General features: G+C 63.4%; 12 protein-coding genes. 7 read left to right on the top strand and 5 right to left on the bottom strand.

What is annotated here, in order from left to right:
* Positions 1–100: 100 nt before the first annotated feature.
* The 3 genes from JQ624_RS09460 to JQ624_RS09450 form a co-directional block, all read right to left on the bottom strand.
* Positions 101–637: a hypothetical protein gene (locus tag JQ624_RS09460; RefSeq protein ID WP_312014401.1), complete on the bottom strand. Its 537-nt coding sequence runs from the start codon at positions 635–637 to the stop codon at positions 101–103.
* A gap of 168 nt (positions 638–805) precedes the next feature.
* A complete protein-coding gene (locus JQ624_RS09455) occupies positions 806–1,258 on the bottom strand; it encodes a DNA polymerase III subunit chi (protein ID WP_212418603.1) in 453 nt (150 codons plus the stop codon).
* Between the two features lie 15 nt (positions 1,259–1,273).
* Positions 1,274–2,776 carry a leucyl aminopeptidase gene (locus tag JQ624_RS09450; RefSeq protein WP_212418602.1) on the bottom strand — a complete coding sequence of 501 codons (1,503 nt, stop codon included), beginning with the start codon at positions 2,774–2,776 and terminating at the stop codon, positions 1,274–1,276.
* A gap of 349 nt (positions 2,777–3,125) precedes the next feature.
* Between JQ624_RS09450 and lptF the strand changes: the two genes are divergently transcribed.
* The 7 genes from lptF (at position 3,126) to JQ624_RS09415 (ending at position 11,909) form a co-directional block, all read left to right on the top strand.
* Positions 3,126–4,295: an LPS export ABC transporter permease LptF gene (lptF, locus tag JQ624_RS09445; protein WP_212418601.1), complete on the top strand. Its 1,170-nt coding sequence runs from the start codon at positions 3,126–3,128 to the stop codon at positions 4,293–4,295.
* Complete coding sequence (gene lptG, locus JQ624_RS09440) at positions 4,292–5,389, top strand: LPS export ABC transporter permease LptG (protein WP_212418600.1); 1,098 nt, start codon at positions 4,292–4,294, stop codon at positions 5,387–5,389. The genes lptF and lptG overlap by 4 nt, the downstream gene beginning before the upstream one ends.
* Positions 5,390–5,487: 98 nt before the next feature.
* Positions 5,488–7,884 (top strand): LPS-assembly protein LptD, encoded by a 2,397-nt coding sequence (locus JQ624_RS09435; RefSeq protein ID WP_249129649.1) that lies wholly within the window; start codon positions 5,488–5,490, stop codon positions 7,882–7,884.
* 72 nt (positions 7,885–7,956) lie between these two features.
* Positions 7,957–8,910 carry a SurA N-terminal domain-containing protein gene (locus tag JQ624_RS09430; protein WP_212418787.1) on the top strand — a complete coding sequence of 318 codons (954 nt, stop codon included), beginning with the start codon at positions 7,957–7,959 and terminating at the stop codon, positions 8,908–8,910.
* Between the two features lie 13 nt (positions 8,911–8,923).
* A complete protein-coding gene (gene pdxA / locus JQ624_RS09425; RefSeq protein WP_212418599.1) occupies positions 8,924–9,958 on the top strand; it encodes a 4-hydroxythreonine-4-phosphate dehydrogenase PdxA in 1,035 nt (344 codons plus the stop codon).
* A complete protein-coding gene (gene rsmA, locus JQ624_RS09420) occupies positions 9,955–10,821 on the top strand; it encodes a 16S rRNA (adenine(1518)-N(6)/adenine(1519)-N(6))-dimethyltransferase RsmA (RefSeq protein ID WP_212418598.1) in 867 nt (288 codons plus the stop codon). The genes pdxA and rsmA overlap by 4 nt, the downstream gene beginning before the upstream one ends.
* Before the next feature lie 29 nt (positions 10,822–10,850).
* A complete protein-coding gene (locus JQ624_RS09415; RefSeq protein ID WP_212418597.1) occupies positions 10,851–11,909 on the top strand; it encodes an alcohol dehydrogenase in 1,059 nt (352 codons plus the stop codon).
* A 128-nt stretch (positions 11,910–12,037) separates the two neighbouring features.
* Here the strand turns inward: JQ624_RS09415 and JQ624_RS09410 are convergent, their stop codons facing one another.
* Positions 12,038–13,231 (bottom strand): M20/M25/M40 family metallo-hydrolase, encoded by a 1,194-nt coding sequence (locus JQ624_RS09410; protein ID WP_212418596.1) that lies wholly within the window; start codon positions 13,229–13,231, stop codon positions 12,038–12,040.
* Positions 13,232–13,590: 359 nt separating this feature from the next.
* Positions 13,591–14,058, bottom strand: a complete 468-nt coding sequence (locus tag JQ624_RS09405) for a hypothetical protein (protein ID WP_212418595.1) — start codon at positions 14,056–14,058, stop codon at positions 13,591–13,593.
* Between the last annotated feature and the right edge of the window lie 563 nt (positions 14,059–14,621).

The following is a 14,621-nucleotide window of genomic DNA, read 5'->3' as shown; positions in this document are numbered from 1 at the left end:
ACCGACTCTAGCTTCCTGTTTTGACGCGTTTTCTTGACGCGAACCGGTACTGGGCAGACTTTCGCTCGAAAACGCTATGAAACCGCGCGATGCCAGCGTACTACGCTGCCGGCTTTTTCTTCGGCTTTGCGCCCCTTGCCGGCGCCGCCGCCTCCGGTGCACGCTCGATCGACGTCAGGCGTCCCGCGGTGAAGGTGTAGATGCCGGCCCGCTGGCCACGCGAATAGCTGACGACCGCCACGCGATCGCCGCGCGGGTTGCTGGAGAAGCTGACATTGTCGGGCGCACCGATGCCGCGCACGACATCGCATTCGGTGTGACCGAGCGCCACCGTCCCGGTCGTCGAGGGAGGCGGACTGCCTGCAGCACCGTCCGCCAGCGCGTTTGCACCTGCGCCCGGCGTCGCCATTCCGGGACAGCCGCCGTCCGCAGCGACGAGTTCATCCGGCGTCACAGCCTTCTCCGGGCTGAGCGGAGGCGTTTCGATCGACACGTTTCGGATGAACACGCGTCCGGTGCGTGAAAACCAGTCCGCATCCTTCGACAAAAGGTCGGACGCACCCGAGCAGCCCGCAAGCACGGGCCCGAGCAGCAACAACGTCAGCAGTGGTTTTCGATCGATTGTTCCGCGTCGCACGCTAGACCCAGGCTCCGCCCTCAACTGTAACCATTTGTCCGACCATCACTTTGCGGCACGACCATGGCTGCCCGCAAGCTCCGGCGCAGAAACCGCAGATTATCATTAATTCCCGGGGATCGCTAACTTGAAGGATCGCCAATTTCCAAGGATCTAATTTCCAGGCCGCTATTGCCGCCGCTGCCACCGGCCCCGCTCATCGGCCTGCCAATAAGTCAGTTCGAACCCCCGCGCCTTGCAATCGGCCCAAATGCCGCGCGCCGCGGTCAGCGCGTCGTCATCGTCGCCGTTGAAGACCAGCACCACCCGCTCGTAGCTGTCGCAATCGACCGGCAACGCCGCGTTGTCGATCAGGAACCTGACATTGGCCCGGTTCGGGTTGCCCTCCTCGATCGAGAGAATGATGGGCTGGTCCTGCGCATCGCCGGCGCGCCACGTGGCGTGCGGCAGGAACGAATCGTCACTGTAGGTCCACAAATGCGCATCGAGCGCCTCGGTGCGCTCCGGAGAAGTCGATTGCACGACCACGCGCCAGCCGCGCTCGATCGATTTTTCCAGGAGCGGCGGCAATACGCTTTCGAGCGACATGCCCTGCAAATGATAGAACAGGATTTCCGTCATCCGGCTTTGACCAGATTACTTCGTGGCTTCGTAATATTCCGCGACCAGCCGGTCCAAAAGGCGAACGCCGTAACCCGAACCCCAACTGTGGTTGATGTCGGTTTTCGGCGCGCCCATCGCAGTTCCCGCGACGTCGAGATGCGCCCACGGCGTGTTGTCGACGAAACGCTGCAGGAACTGCGCGGCGGTGATCGAACCGCCATGGCGTCCGCCGGTATTTTTCATGTCGGCAAACTGCGAATCGATCTGCTTGTCGTATTCGGGACCAAGCGGCATGCGCCAGACGCGTTCGCCGGTTTCGGTTCCGATCTTGTTCAGCCGTTCAGCCAGTTCGTCGTTGTTGGAGAACATTCCGGCATATTCGGTTCCGAGCGCAACCATGATCGCGCCGGTGAGCGTTGCAAGATCGACCATGAATTTGGGCTTGAACTTCTTGGCCACGTACCAGAGCACATCGGCCAGCACGAGCCGGCCTTCGGCGTCGGTGTTGATGATTTCGATGGTCTGGCCCGACATCGAGGTGACGATATCGCCGGGGCGCTGGGCGTTGCCATCAGGCATGTTCTCGACCAGGCCGATGGCGCCGACCGCGTTGACCTTTGCCTTGCGTGCAGCCAGCGCATGCATCAGCCCGACCACGCAGGCCGCGCCACCCATGTCGCCCTTCATGTCTTCCATGCTGGCGGCGCCCTTGATGGAAATGCCGCCGGTATCGAAACAAACGCCCTTGCCGACGAAAGCAACCGGCTGATCGCCCTTCTTGCCGCCGTTCCAGCGCATGATCACGGTGCGGCCGGGCTGCGTCGAGCCCTGTGCGACACCGAGCAAGGCGCCCATGCCGAGCTTCGTCATCGCCTTGACGTCGAGCACCTCGACCTCGACGCCGAGCTTCTTGAGCTGGCTCGCGCGGCGCGCGAATTCGACCGGGTACAGCACGTTCGGCGGCTCGTTGACGAGTTCGCGCGCGATCACCACGCCGTCCACGACATGGGATGCCGACGCGAAGGCCTTTCGCGCGGCGGCAACATCTCCGACGGCGATCGAAACGTCGGCGCGAAGCGCGCCGTTCTCGTCGTCTTTCTTCTTGGTCTTGTAGCGGTCGAACTTGTACGCGCGCAGCCGGATACCCGACGCGATGGCTGCGGCGGCTTCGCCCTGCATCGCCGCCTCGGGCAGTTCGGCGATCACGGTGACCGATTCACTGGCGGCGTTGAACTTGCCCGCCGTCACCCCGCCGAACTTGAGAAAATCCTTCTCCTTGATATCGGCCGCCTTGCCGACACCGACCACGATCAGGCGCTCCGCCTTGATTCCATCCGGCGCCGGGATATCGAGCGTCGATCCGCTCTTGCCCTTGAACTGGTTCGCGGCCGCCGCCCGCTTGACGGTATCGGCCGCCTTCCCCAGCGCCCTCCGCGTCGCGTCGCCGAACTTCAATGTGTCATCGCAAAACACCACGAGAACGCCACGGGCTGCGGCGGAAAAAGCGACAAAGCCGACCTTGACGGCGTCGGACATAGGTAGATCCTCCAGAATTCAGGGCTGTCTTGCGGGTCCGGAATCGGCCCGTACGATGGAATGTTTCTCTTCGGTAACGGCCCAAATCGCTCAGGACCTGATGTTTTCGGCACTATGGCCCGCAAGCCCCCGCACTGCCAAGCGCCGCAGTGGCCGGAAGGCCACATGAAGTGAATTATCAACCATATCCAGGGGACGCCATGGCCCGGCCATTTTGTTGACGGATCAAAGGGATGGTAGTGAGAATGTAGACGGCTGGTAGTTGGCGGCCCGACCAAAGGGGACCCCTCAAACAGGGGGTGGTCGGAAGCCGCTTTTCGGGCGCGCAAGGTGGGATCGTGCGGTAACGATGGGGTCGATCGACAGGTACATTTTCCGCACAACGCTCGCGTCGTTTGCGCTGGTCCTGGTCAGCCTCACCGGCGTGATCTGGATTACGCAGGCGTTGCGCGGCATCGACCTGATGACGAGCCAGGGCCAGACCATCATCACCTTTCTCGGCATCACTAGCCTGGTGATTCCGGCGCTGGTGCTGGTCATCGCGCCGATCGCGCTGATGATTGCGATCTCGCATACGCTGAACAAGCTCGCCACCGATTCCGAAATCATCGTGATGAATGCCGCCGGCTTTTCCCCATACCGGCTGTTCCGTCCATTTTTCTTCGCCACTTGTGTGGTGGCGACCCTGGTCATCTTCATCGCTGCCTTTCTCGCTCCTGACGGCCTGCGCCGGATCAAGCAATGGGACGCCGAGATCACGGCCGACGTGCTGACCAACATCCTGCAGCCCGGACGTTTCGCCCAGCTCGATCAGAACCTGACGATTCGCATCCGGGAACGGCAGCCGGGCGGCGTTCTCGCCGGCATCTTCGTCGACGACCGCCGCGATCCCAAGGAGCGCGTCACCATCATCGCCGACCATGGCACGGTACTGAAGAACGAGAACGGCTCCTATTTGGTGCTGGAGGACGGCAACCTCGAACGTTTCGAGGCGGGAAAGCGCGATCCGGCGCTGGTGGCTTTCGCCCGCTATGCCTTCGACATGTCGAAATTCTCCAATCGCGGCCGCGACGTCGCACTGGGAATTCGCGAACGCTATCTCTGGGAGCTGGTTTCGCCCTCGGAGGACGACCCGATTTACAAGCAACTGTCCGGGCAGTTTCGCGCCGAGTTGCATGACCGCTTCCTGGCGCCGGTCTATCCCTTCGCGTTCGCAGTCCTGACCTTTGCCTTCCTCGGTACGCCGCGCACCACGCGCCAGAGCCGCAATTTTTCGATCGGCGGATCGATCCTGGCGGTGTTTGGCCTGCGCATGGCGGGATTCGCCTGCTCGGTGATGACGGTGAAGACGCCGGGCATGGCTCTCGTCCAGTATTTGATGCTGTTCGGCGCGATCGGCATCGGGCTGTGGATGATCATCGGCGGCGTCGTGGTGGAGCCGCCGGCTGCGCTGATGGAGGCCATCAACAGGTCGAACGCGCGGCTGGCACGGCTCTTTGGACGGCCCGCCACAGCATGAGCATGATCACCAACACGCTCGGGCGATACTTCGCCGGCCGCTTCCTGGTCGCGGCGGTGGGCGTGTTTGCGAGCATTTTCGTGCTGCTCGTGCTGGTCGACTACATCGAAATGGTCCGCAAGACTTCCGGGCTGGTGTCGGTATCCGCGATCACGGTGGCCCAGACGTCGCTTTACCGGGTGCCGCAATTGCTCGAAAAGCTGATGCCGTTCTGCGTCCTGATCGGCGCGATGACCTGCTACCTCGCGCTGTCGCGGCGGCTCGAACTGGTGGTCGCACGTGCGGCCGGCGTATCCGCCTGGCAGTTCATCTCGCCTGCGCTGGCAAGTTCGATCATCCTCGGCATCGTGGCAACGGTTGCCTACAACCCGATGTCGGCGAACCTGCGCGAACTCTCCAAGCGGATGGAGGCCGAACTGTTCGGCTCGGCCCCCGGCGGCGGCATCCAGGATGCCTCCGGCTTCTGGCTCAACCAGATCAACAGCGACGGCCAGTCGATCATCAATGCGGCGCGTAGCGAGCAGCAGGGTGTCCGGCTGACGGGGCTGACCGTGTTCCGGTTCGACACCGATCTCCAGTTCAAGGAGCGAATCGAAGCCCGTGAAGCCGCCCTCGAGGAAGGCCGCTGGGCCTTCAAATCGGTACGCAGGTACTCCCTTGATAAACCTCCGGTTGATCAGGACAACTATTACCTCTCGACCACCCTGACCCCGGCCCAGGTTCGCAACAGTTTCTCCACCCCTGAAACCGTGTCTTTTTGGCAACTGCCCGGCTATATCCGCTCGTCCGAAAGCTCGGGTTTTGCGACTGCAGGCTACCGTCTGCAGTACCATAAGCTCATCGCACAGCCGTTTTTGCTGGCTGCAATGGTGATGTTGGCAGCTTCCGTCAGCCTTCGTTTCTTCCGGATGGGCGGCGTGCAGAAGATGGTTTTGAGTGGCGTGGGCGCGGGCTTTCTGCTCTACGTTTTATCGAAAGTTACTGAGGATTTGAGCAAGGCTGAGTTGATGCATCCGATCGCTGCGGCGTGGTTGCCCGTCTGTGTGGGTGGCCTCACCGGCTTTTTGGCCTTGTTGTACCAGGAGGACGGGTAGTGGCCGTTGTCGCCGCCCGCCAGTTGAGGTTGCCTGCGTTCAGGCGGCGCACCGATGTGCGCCGCTATCGAGCACGCATGGCCGCCTTTGGCGTCCCTATGTTTGCGCTGCTCGCCGGATTCGTTTTCGCGGGCTCGATCGAGCTTGCCCTGACGGTGCCGGCCTCGGCGCAAAGCTTCACCTACAATCCGCGGCCGCCCAAGCCGCCGCCACGGCCTGCCAACAACGACGGCAAGATGCTCGTGCAAGCGGTCGAGGTGGATTACGACTACAACAACCAGCGCGTGTCGGCGGTCGGCAACGTGCAGATGTTCTACAACGGCACCAGCGTGGAGGCCGACAAGGTCATCTACGACCAGAAGACCAAGCGGCTGCACGCGGAAGGCAACATCCGCCTGACCGACGCGGAAGGCAAAGTCACCTACGCCAACATCATGGATCTGAGCGACGACTACCGTGACGGGTTCGTCGATTCGCTGCGCGTCGATACCGCGGACGCCACGCGGATGGCGGCGACGCGCGCCGACCGCTCCGCCGGCAATTACACCGTGTTCGAAAACGGCGTGTATACCGCCTGCGCGCCCTGCAAGGATAATCCGAAGAAGCCGCCGCTGTGGCAGGTCAAGGGTGCGCGCATCATCCACGACCAGACCGACAAGATGCTGTACTTCGAAAACGCGCAGCTCGAGTTCTTCGGCGTGCCGATGGCCTATCTGCCGTATTTTTCGACGCCCGATCCGACCGTCAAGCGCAAGACCGGCTTCCTGATGCCGTCCTACACGACGGTCACCGGCTACGGCTACGGCGTGGAAACCCCGTTCTACTGGGCGATCGCGCCGGATTATGACGCGACCTTCAATCCGCGCTTCACCACCCGGCAGGGCGTGCTGTTCCAGGGCGAATTCCGCCAGCGCCTGATCAACGGTTCCTACCAGATCCGCGCCTACGGCATCGATCAGCTCGACCAGGGCGCCTATGCCGGTCAACCCGGCGACCGCCAGTTCCGCGGCGGCCTCGACACCAAGGGCCAGTTCGCGATCAACGACAAATGGGTTTGGGGCTGGGACGGCGTTCTGCTGTCGGACTACTACTTCTTCTCGGACTACCGGCTGGCCCAGTACAAGGACCCGCTGGGCTCGTTCCTGAGCCTTCCGACGGAAGCCATCTCGCAGCTTTATCTGACCGGCGTCGGCAACCGCAGCTTCTTTGACGCGCGCACGATCTATTACCTGTCCTTCTCCGGCAGCCAGGACAAGGTGCCGGTGATTCATCCGGTCATCGACTATTCCAACGTCTTCAACCACCCGATCCTCGGCGGTGAGGTCAGCTACAAGACGAATTTCACCAGCCTGTCGCGTACGACCGCGGCGTTCGACCCGATTACGACGCTGGCAAACACCAATGGCCTGTGCCTGACCGCATCGGCCGACCCGCTGGCCCGGCTGCCCTCGCAGTGCCTGTTGCGCGGCATGCCCGGCACCTATACGCGGCTGACGGCGGAAGCGCAGTGGCGGCGCTCGTACACCGATCCCATGGGTCAGATCTGGACGCCGTTTGCGATTATGCGCGCCGACGCCATCGACGCCTCGATCTCGAACCAGCCCGGCGTTTCGAACTTCCTTCCCGTGGGCGACACCCAGGCGGTCCGCCTGATGCCGACGGTCGGCCTCGAATATCGCTACCCCTTCATCAACGTTCAGCCCTGGGGCACCACCACGATCGAGCCGATTGCGCAGATCATCGCTCGTCCCAACGAGACCTACGCCGGCAGGCTGCCCAACGAAGACGCCCAGAGCATGGTGTTCGACGCCAGCAACCTGTTCGCGGTCGACAAGTTCTCGGGCTACGACCGCGTCGAAGGCGGCGGCCGCGCCAATGTCGGCGTCCAGGCGACCACGCAGTTCGACCGCGGCGGCAGCGTCAACGTGCTGTTCGGACAATCCTACCAGTTGTTCGGCCTGAACTCGTTCGCGGTGGCGGACGCGACCAATACCGCGCTCAATTCCGGCCTGCAGAACCCCCGGTCCGACTACGTCGCCCGCATCAATTATTCGCCGAACCGGACCTATACGTTCAGCGTGCGCACGCGCATGGACGAGGCGACGCAGAACATCAACCGCTTCGAAGCCGAAGGACGCGCCGCGTTCGACCGCTGGTCGGTGAGCATGATTTACGGCAATTATGCCGCGCAGCCGGAGCTCGGCTATCTGACCCGGCGCGAAGGCCTGCTCGGCAGCGCGTCGATCAAGGTGGCGTCTAACTGGGTCGTGTCGGGCTCGGCGCGGTGGGATCTTGAAGCCAACAAGCTGAACCAGTACATCGTTGGCGCCGGCTATGTGGATGACTGCTTCGTGCTGGCGGCCAATTACGTCACGTCCTACAGCTACTCCGCCGGGACGACGCCGCCGGTGCTCAGCCACGCGTTCATGCTGCAGATCGGCCTGCGGACCATCGCGAATTCATCCTCGACGGCCGGCAGCAACGGCGTTCAGTAGCGTGATGCCCGACCGTGCCGGAGAGCACCCAGCGCAACGCGGTACGAATTGGTTGATACGTCTGACATGGCCATGACCACCATCAAGCTCCTTTCTCGCCGGCCTAGGTCCAATGTTTGGTCCCTTGCCGCCGGCTGCGCCGTCGCGCTTGCCGTGCTGGCCGGCGGCGTTGCACCGCTGCCGGCGCAGTCGGTTGCCTGTATGGTCAACGGCGAACCCATCACCAGTCTCGATATCGAGCAGCGTACCAAGCTCAACTTCCTGACCATGCGCAAGCAGATGCCCCGGCAGGAAATCATCGACGAGTTGACCAGCGAAAAGTTGAAGATCAGGGAAGCCAAGAGATACGGCGTCGATCCTACCACCAGCGATATCGATCAGGCCTATGCGGGAATGAGCCAGCGGATGCGGCTGTCGCCCGAGCAGCTCACCAAATCCCTTGAGGGGCAGGGTATCCGGCCGGAAACGCTGAAGGCCCGCCTCAAGGCCGAGATGGTCTGGGGCAGTCTGGTACGCGGCCGGTACAAGGAGAGCCTGCAAGTCGGTGAGAAGGACGTGGCCGCCGCCGCCCAGGAAAGCGGCGAACCGACCCAGACCGAGGCGTTCGAATACAGCCTGCAGCCGATCGTGCTGATCGTGCCGCGCGGTTCGGCGTCTGCGGCGATCGAGCTGCGGCGCAAGGAAGCGGAATCCTTGCGCGAGCGCGTCCAGACCTGCGAGCAGGCCAACTCCTACTTCAAGTCGATGCAGAATGCCGCGATCCGCGCGACGGTCACCAAGACCTCGGCCGACATCCCCGGCCCGCTTCGTGAACTCCTGGACAAGACGCCGGTCGGTCACCTGACCCCGCCCGAGATCACCAAACAGGGCGTGGAGATGGTGGCATTGTGCGACCGGAAACCGACCAAGATCGACACGCCGAAGAAGCGGGAAATCCGGGAAAAGATGTTCGCGCAGAAATACGAGGCGAAACAGAAAGCCTATCTGGCCGACCTCCGCAAAGCCGCGATGATCGAATGTCGCTGATGGCCAGATTCTGATGGCCAAGGTTCTGAAGACCGAGGTTCTGAAGACCAGGGCTCTCGCGCTGACATCGGGCGAGCCCGCGGGCATCGGCCCCGATATCGCCCTCGCGGCCTGGCTGCGCCGCAAAGAGCTGGATCTTCCGCCGTTCTATCTGCTCGGCGATCGCACGTTCTTCGCCGAGCGAGCGAAAATCCTGGGATTGCAGGTCGAACTCGCCGATGCGGTGCCTGAGGAAGCCGGCACGGCATTTGCGAAAGCCTTGCCCGTGGTGGCGACGGGCGAAATCGCCACCGCGCGCCCCGGACACCCCGACGATACCAGCGCGACCGCCGCCCTCGCCTCCATTCGCCACGCCGTCGACCATGTCAGGCGCGGACGAGCCGACGCCGTCGTCACCAACCCGATCGCCAAGAGCGTGCTGTACCGCGCCGGATTCCGCCATCCCGGCCACACCGAATTTCTCGCCGAGCTTGCCGCCGATGGCGGCCGCCCGCCGCAGCCGGTGATGATGCTGTGGTCGCCGGCGCTCGCCGTCGTTCCCGTCACCATCCACCTTTCGCTGCGCGAGGCGCTGGCCCAGCTCACGAGCGAGCTGATCGTGACGACCGCCCGGATTGCGGTCGCGGATCTCCGGGCGCATTTCGGCCTTGCCCGGCCGCGGCTTGCGATATCGGGCCTCAACCCGCATGCCGGCGAGGACGGCTCGCTCGGCAGCGAAGACATCGACATCGTAGCACCAGCCGTCGAAACGCTGCGCAAGGACGGCATCGACGCCAGGGGCCCCCTGCCGGCGGATACCATGTTTCACGCAGCGGCCCGCAAGACCTATGACTGCGCCATCTGCATGTATCACGACCAGGCGCTGATCCCGATCAAGACCATTGCGTTCGAGGACGCCGTCAACGTCACCCTCGGACTGCCGTTCATCCGCACCTCGCCGGACCACGGCACGGCCTTCGACATCGCCGGCACCGGCAAGGCCAACCCGTCGAGCCTCGCCGCGGCCTTGCGGCTCGCCGCGCGGATGGCGACGACCAAACCTTCATGAGCGCGATCGACGATCTGCCGCCCCTGCGCGACGTCATTCGCGAGCACTCGCTGTCTGCACGAAAATCCCTCGGCCAGAACTTCCTGCTCGACCTTAACCTCACCGCGCGGATCGCGCGGGCCGCAGGCCCCCTCGAAGGCGCCACCATCATCGAGGTCGGCCCCGGCCCCGGCGGCCTGACGCGCGCGCTGCTGGCCTTGGGCGCAAAACGCGTCATCGCGGTCGAACGCGACGAGCGCGCGCTGGCCCCGCTCGATTATATCGCGAAGCGCTATCCCGGCCGGCTCGAGATCGTGCACGCCGACGCGCAGCGCTTCGATCCCCGCCCGATGCTGGGCGGCGAACGGGCAAAAATCGTCGCCAACCTGCCCTACAATATCGCGACCGCGCTTTTGGTGGACTGGCTCTCGATCGAGCCGTGGCCGCCCTGGTACGACATGATGGTGCTGATGTTTCAGCGCGAGGTCGCCGAGCGCATCGTCGCGAACGAGAATGACGAGGCCTATGGCCGGCTCGCGGTGCTCGCCAACTGGCGCGCCGAGACCAAGATCCTGTTCGACATTTCCCCGGCCGCTTTCGTGCCGCAGCCCAAGGTGACCTCCTCGGTGGTGCGGCTGGTGCCGCGCAGCGCGCCTGCGCCGTGCGACCGCCGCGCCCTCGAACAGGTGGCCGCCGCAGCCTTCGGCCAGCGCCGCAAAATGCTGCGGCAAAGTCTCAAATCGCTGTCGGTCGATCCGGCGCGGCTGGCCGAGGCCGCCGGAGTCGACGCCACCCGGCGGGCGGAGACCATTCCGGTTTCCGGCTTTGTTGCCATGGCCCGCGAATTGACCGATATACGAAACACAAAAACCCAACCGCTCTGAAGAAACGTCTGCTCAAGGGAGATATTGCCATGGCGCTGATGCGTCGCCAGTCGCTGGTCAAGTTCGATGCGCCGTTGTGCGAAACCATTGTCGACACGCCGAAGCCGCAAGGCCGTGAAGTCCTCGTCCGTATCGAACGCTGCGGGCTGTGCCATTCCGACCTGCACATCCAGGACGGCTATGCCGATCTCGGCGGCGGCAAGAAGCTCGACACCACGCGCGGCATGACGCTGCCGTTCACGCTCGGCCACGAGATCGCGGGCGTTGTCGAGGAAGTGGGTCCCGATGCTTCGAAGGAGCTGATCGGAAAGAAGCAGGCGGTATTCCCCTGGATCGGCTGCGGCCAGTGCCGCGACTGCGCCAATGGCGACGAGAACCTCTGCGTCAAGCAGCGCTTCCTCGGCGTGTCCATCGATGGCGGCTTTGCCACCCACGTACTGGTGCCCGACGCCAAATATCTGCTGGACTACGATCCGCTGCCGGTCAACCAGGCGGCGACGCTGATGTGCTCGGGCGTGACCGCCTATGGCGCGCTGAAGCGGCTGGTCGACCGTCCGCGGCAGCGCAATTTGCTGCTGATCGGGCTCGGCGGCGTCGGCATGATGGGGCTTTCGTTCGCGCAGGCGATGTTCACGCAGAACGTTACGGTCGCCGATCTCAGCCCCGCCGCGCGCGAGACCGCGCTGCAGAACGGCGCGGCGGTCGCCTACGATCCGGCCGAGCCCGAGATCGTCCGGCGCATCCTCAAGGAGACCGAGGGCGGCTTCGACGGCGTCGTTGATTTTGCCGGCAACGAGAAATCCATGGCCTTTGCGGTCTCCGTGGTGGCGCGCGGCGGCAAGATCGTGGTCTCCGGCCTGATGGGCGGCAATTTCAGCCTGCCGATGGTGCAGTGGGTCTACAAGCGCATGACCATCGAAGGTTTTATGGTTGGCACGCTGGCCGAAGCCAAGGAATTGATGGCGCTCGCCCGCGCCGGCAAGATCAAGCCGACGCCGATGAAGGAAGAGCCGATGGCCGACGTCCAGAAATGGATCGACGAATTGCGCGCCGGAAAGGTCGTCGGGCGGATCGTGCTCAAGAACTGAGGCAGCGCGCTCGCATCGTTGCAATGACAATCGTGCCGCGCCTTTGACTTGTCGGCGCGCATGATCATGGATGTGTGCAGGGCAAGATGAAATGAGACTGGTGCAGCGTGATTTTGCCGTCCTGAGGCTCATCGCATCGTTGCGAGCTGTACCGCGAGCGCACACGCCCGGTCGTACTCGTCGAGATTGATCCACTCGTCGATCGTGTGCGGCTCGTTCTGCCCTGCGCCGAAGGTCACGGTCGGAACACCGTGGCGGACCATCCAGTTTGCATCTAACCCACCATTTGCGGTGCGGATGTTCGGCGCTCCGCCGATGCCGGACACAGCCGCGACCGCGCGCTTGACCACGGGCAGGCTCTCCTTCATGCGGAACGGATAATAGTCGGTCTCGGCCTTGAACTTGACGCGGCCCGACTTGCCATCGCTGTTTTTCACGCGCTTGGCGGCCTTTTCGAATGCCGCCTTGTAGGCCTTGGTGATCTCCTTGAAGAACTTGCTGTCGTGGCTGCGGCTTTCGCCGCGCACGTGCACATAGTCGGTGACGACGTTGGTGGCGTCTCCGGCCGGCCGGCCGTCGCCGCCGGTGACGGGGCCGACATTGCTCGTGCCCTGCCGTTTGCCTTTCACCACCTTGCCGAACCAGCCACCGGCCTTCACGTCGGCGAGCGCGAGCGCGAGGATCATGGTCGAACTGATGCCGCGCTCCGGTGCGACGCCGGCATGCGAGGCGCGGCCGAAAATCTCGACCTGCCAGCGATCCGCGCCGACGGCGCCGATGGTGACATTGGAGGCAGAGCCGCCGTCGTAGTTGAAGGCCATGACCGGAGAGCCGAGGTCAGCCGTCTTGACGTGGCGCGCACCCCATAGCCCGCTCTCCTCCCGCACGCAGAACAGAAGCGTGATCGGCGGATGATCAAGCTTCTGCTTCGCAAGCTCGGCCGCCAGCGTGACGAGAACGCCGCAGCCGGCGCGGTTGTCGCCGCCGAGCGCGGTCTTCGCCTCATTGACGATCTTGCGCCCCGTTAGCTTCGGCTTCGCTCCGGCGCACAGCGGCACGGTGTCCATGTGCGTCATGAACATGATCCGCGGCTGGTTGTGCATCGCGCCGCGGCCGGGCAGATCGACAATGAGGTTGCCGGTCTCCGTCGGCACAGGAATGCGCGTGTTGGCGTCGTCGAGGCGGATCGCATCCGCCGGCACGCCGCTTTCTTCCAGCGCCGCGATGAGTTCGCGCCCTATCGCTGCCTCCTTTCCGGTCACGCCCTCGACGGCGAGGAAGCGCATGAGGCGGTCAGTGGCGGATTTGACGTCGACAGGCATGACGGGTCCCTTGATGAGCGCAGCTTGTAGCATCCTTCGCGGCGCCTTGTTTCGCAAGGCTCCTCAAAGCCCCGCTGAGGGCAATTTGGGGCCAAGCGCAGACCAGGTCCCTTGACGTTCGCCGGCCAGAACTCGTCTGGCCTCCATGAAATTACGGTGACAGTGCACTTGACTTGCCTGTGATGCTCGCGAAGGCGCGATGTGTCTATTGAGCGCGGACGGATTGGCGATAGCGTAATCCGCCGTTTCGACCAAGGCGCGCGCTCATGAAGTTGTCGCCGGCATCGGTGTCGTATTGCACATAGTTTGTTGCAACCAGGCGGCGGACTATGCCTTCGGCTCCAATCCGCCCTACGAGCTCACCGCGCAGCCGCCGACTTCTTGTCGCGCGGCAGGAATGGCTTGAACGGCCGCTTGATCGCGCCCGCGCAGGCACGGATTGCGGTCTTGCCGTCGTCGGTCCAGGTCTGCGTGCCCTTGAGCGTGGCGCTGCGCCGCACGAAGCTGCCGCTGTATTTCGCCTCGTACTGTCGGCTGCCGGTTTTCCAGGTGCCCTGAAGATTGATTTTCTGGCCGTCGATCACGCCCGTGCCCTGCTCGGCCGTGGCTTCGACGGCGGCGTTGCGCAACCGCACCACGTGATTGTAGCGCACGGCCCCACCGGAAATCGTGACCTCGATGGCCTCGCGCGTCTGCTGGCTGGTAAACGGCAGCTTGTCGCACACCATCGTGCCGCGATAGGTGGCGTCGAGCACTTCCGCCGCGACGGGCTTGCCCATCGCCGCCATCATCGCCGCCGCCAGCACCGCATGCCGCACCCGCACCATTGCCGCCCCCTCGTGAGTTCTCGTTTCTTGCTGCAGTCCGAAAGAGTTCCCGCCGCTTCAATTCAAGCGCATCGTACCGGCGTCAGCCGAGTGCGTCGATAGGCGTTGCATCCAGCTTCGCTACTGCAACATGACAGCGCTGACCAATGATATTGATTGGAAAGGTCGATCAACTATCGCTGCAGCAAGGACGGAGTAGCGAAAGCGAACCGAGGCCGATAGCTCCTACTTCCTCTCGACAACGCGCAGCTCCGCTGTCGCCTTGGCAACCGTCACCCCCTGCGCATCAACCAGATCGGCCTCTACTGTCATCACGCGATCTGTGCGGGCGACAATCTCTGCCTTGGCCGTTATGCAGCCAACGCCTGCGGCTTTGCGTGCGCTTGATCCGCATCACAGTAGATACACCATCACAACATCGCGCAGATCAACTGAGCCAGCTCACCGCCTGAACTAAACCTGCCAAACTAAGACATCGCTAGACGCTGCATTTCAAACACTGTTTTAAACACTCACTTTCATCAAACTACATCTGAGAGTCTAAAAGCGAACCGACACCCTCA

Origin of the sequence: Bradyrhizobium sp. AUGA SZCCT0283 (assembly GCF_018130385.1) — a bacterium.
Lineage (GTDB): Bacteria > Pseudomonadota > Alphaproteobacteria > Rhizobiales > Xanthobacteraceae > Bradyrhizobium.
This window is presented reverse-complemented; position numbering and strand designations above follow the sequence as displayed.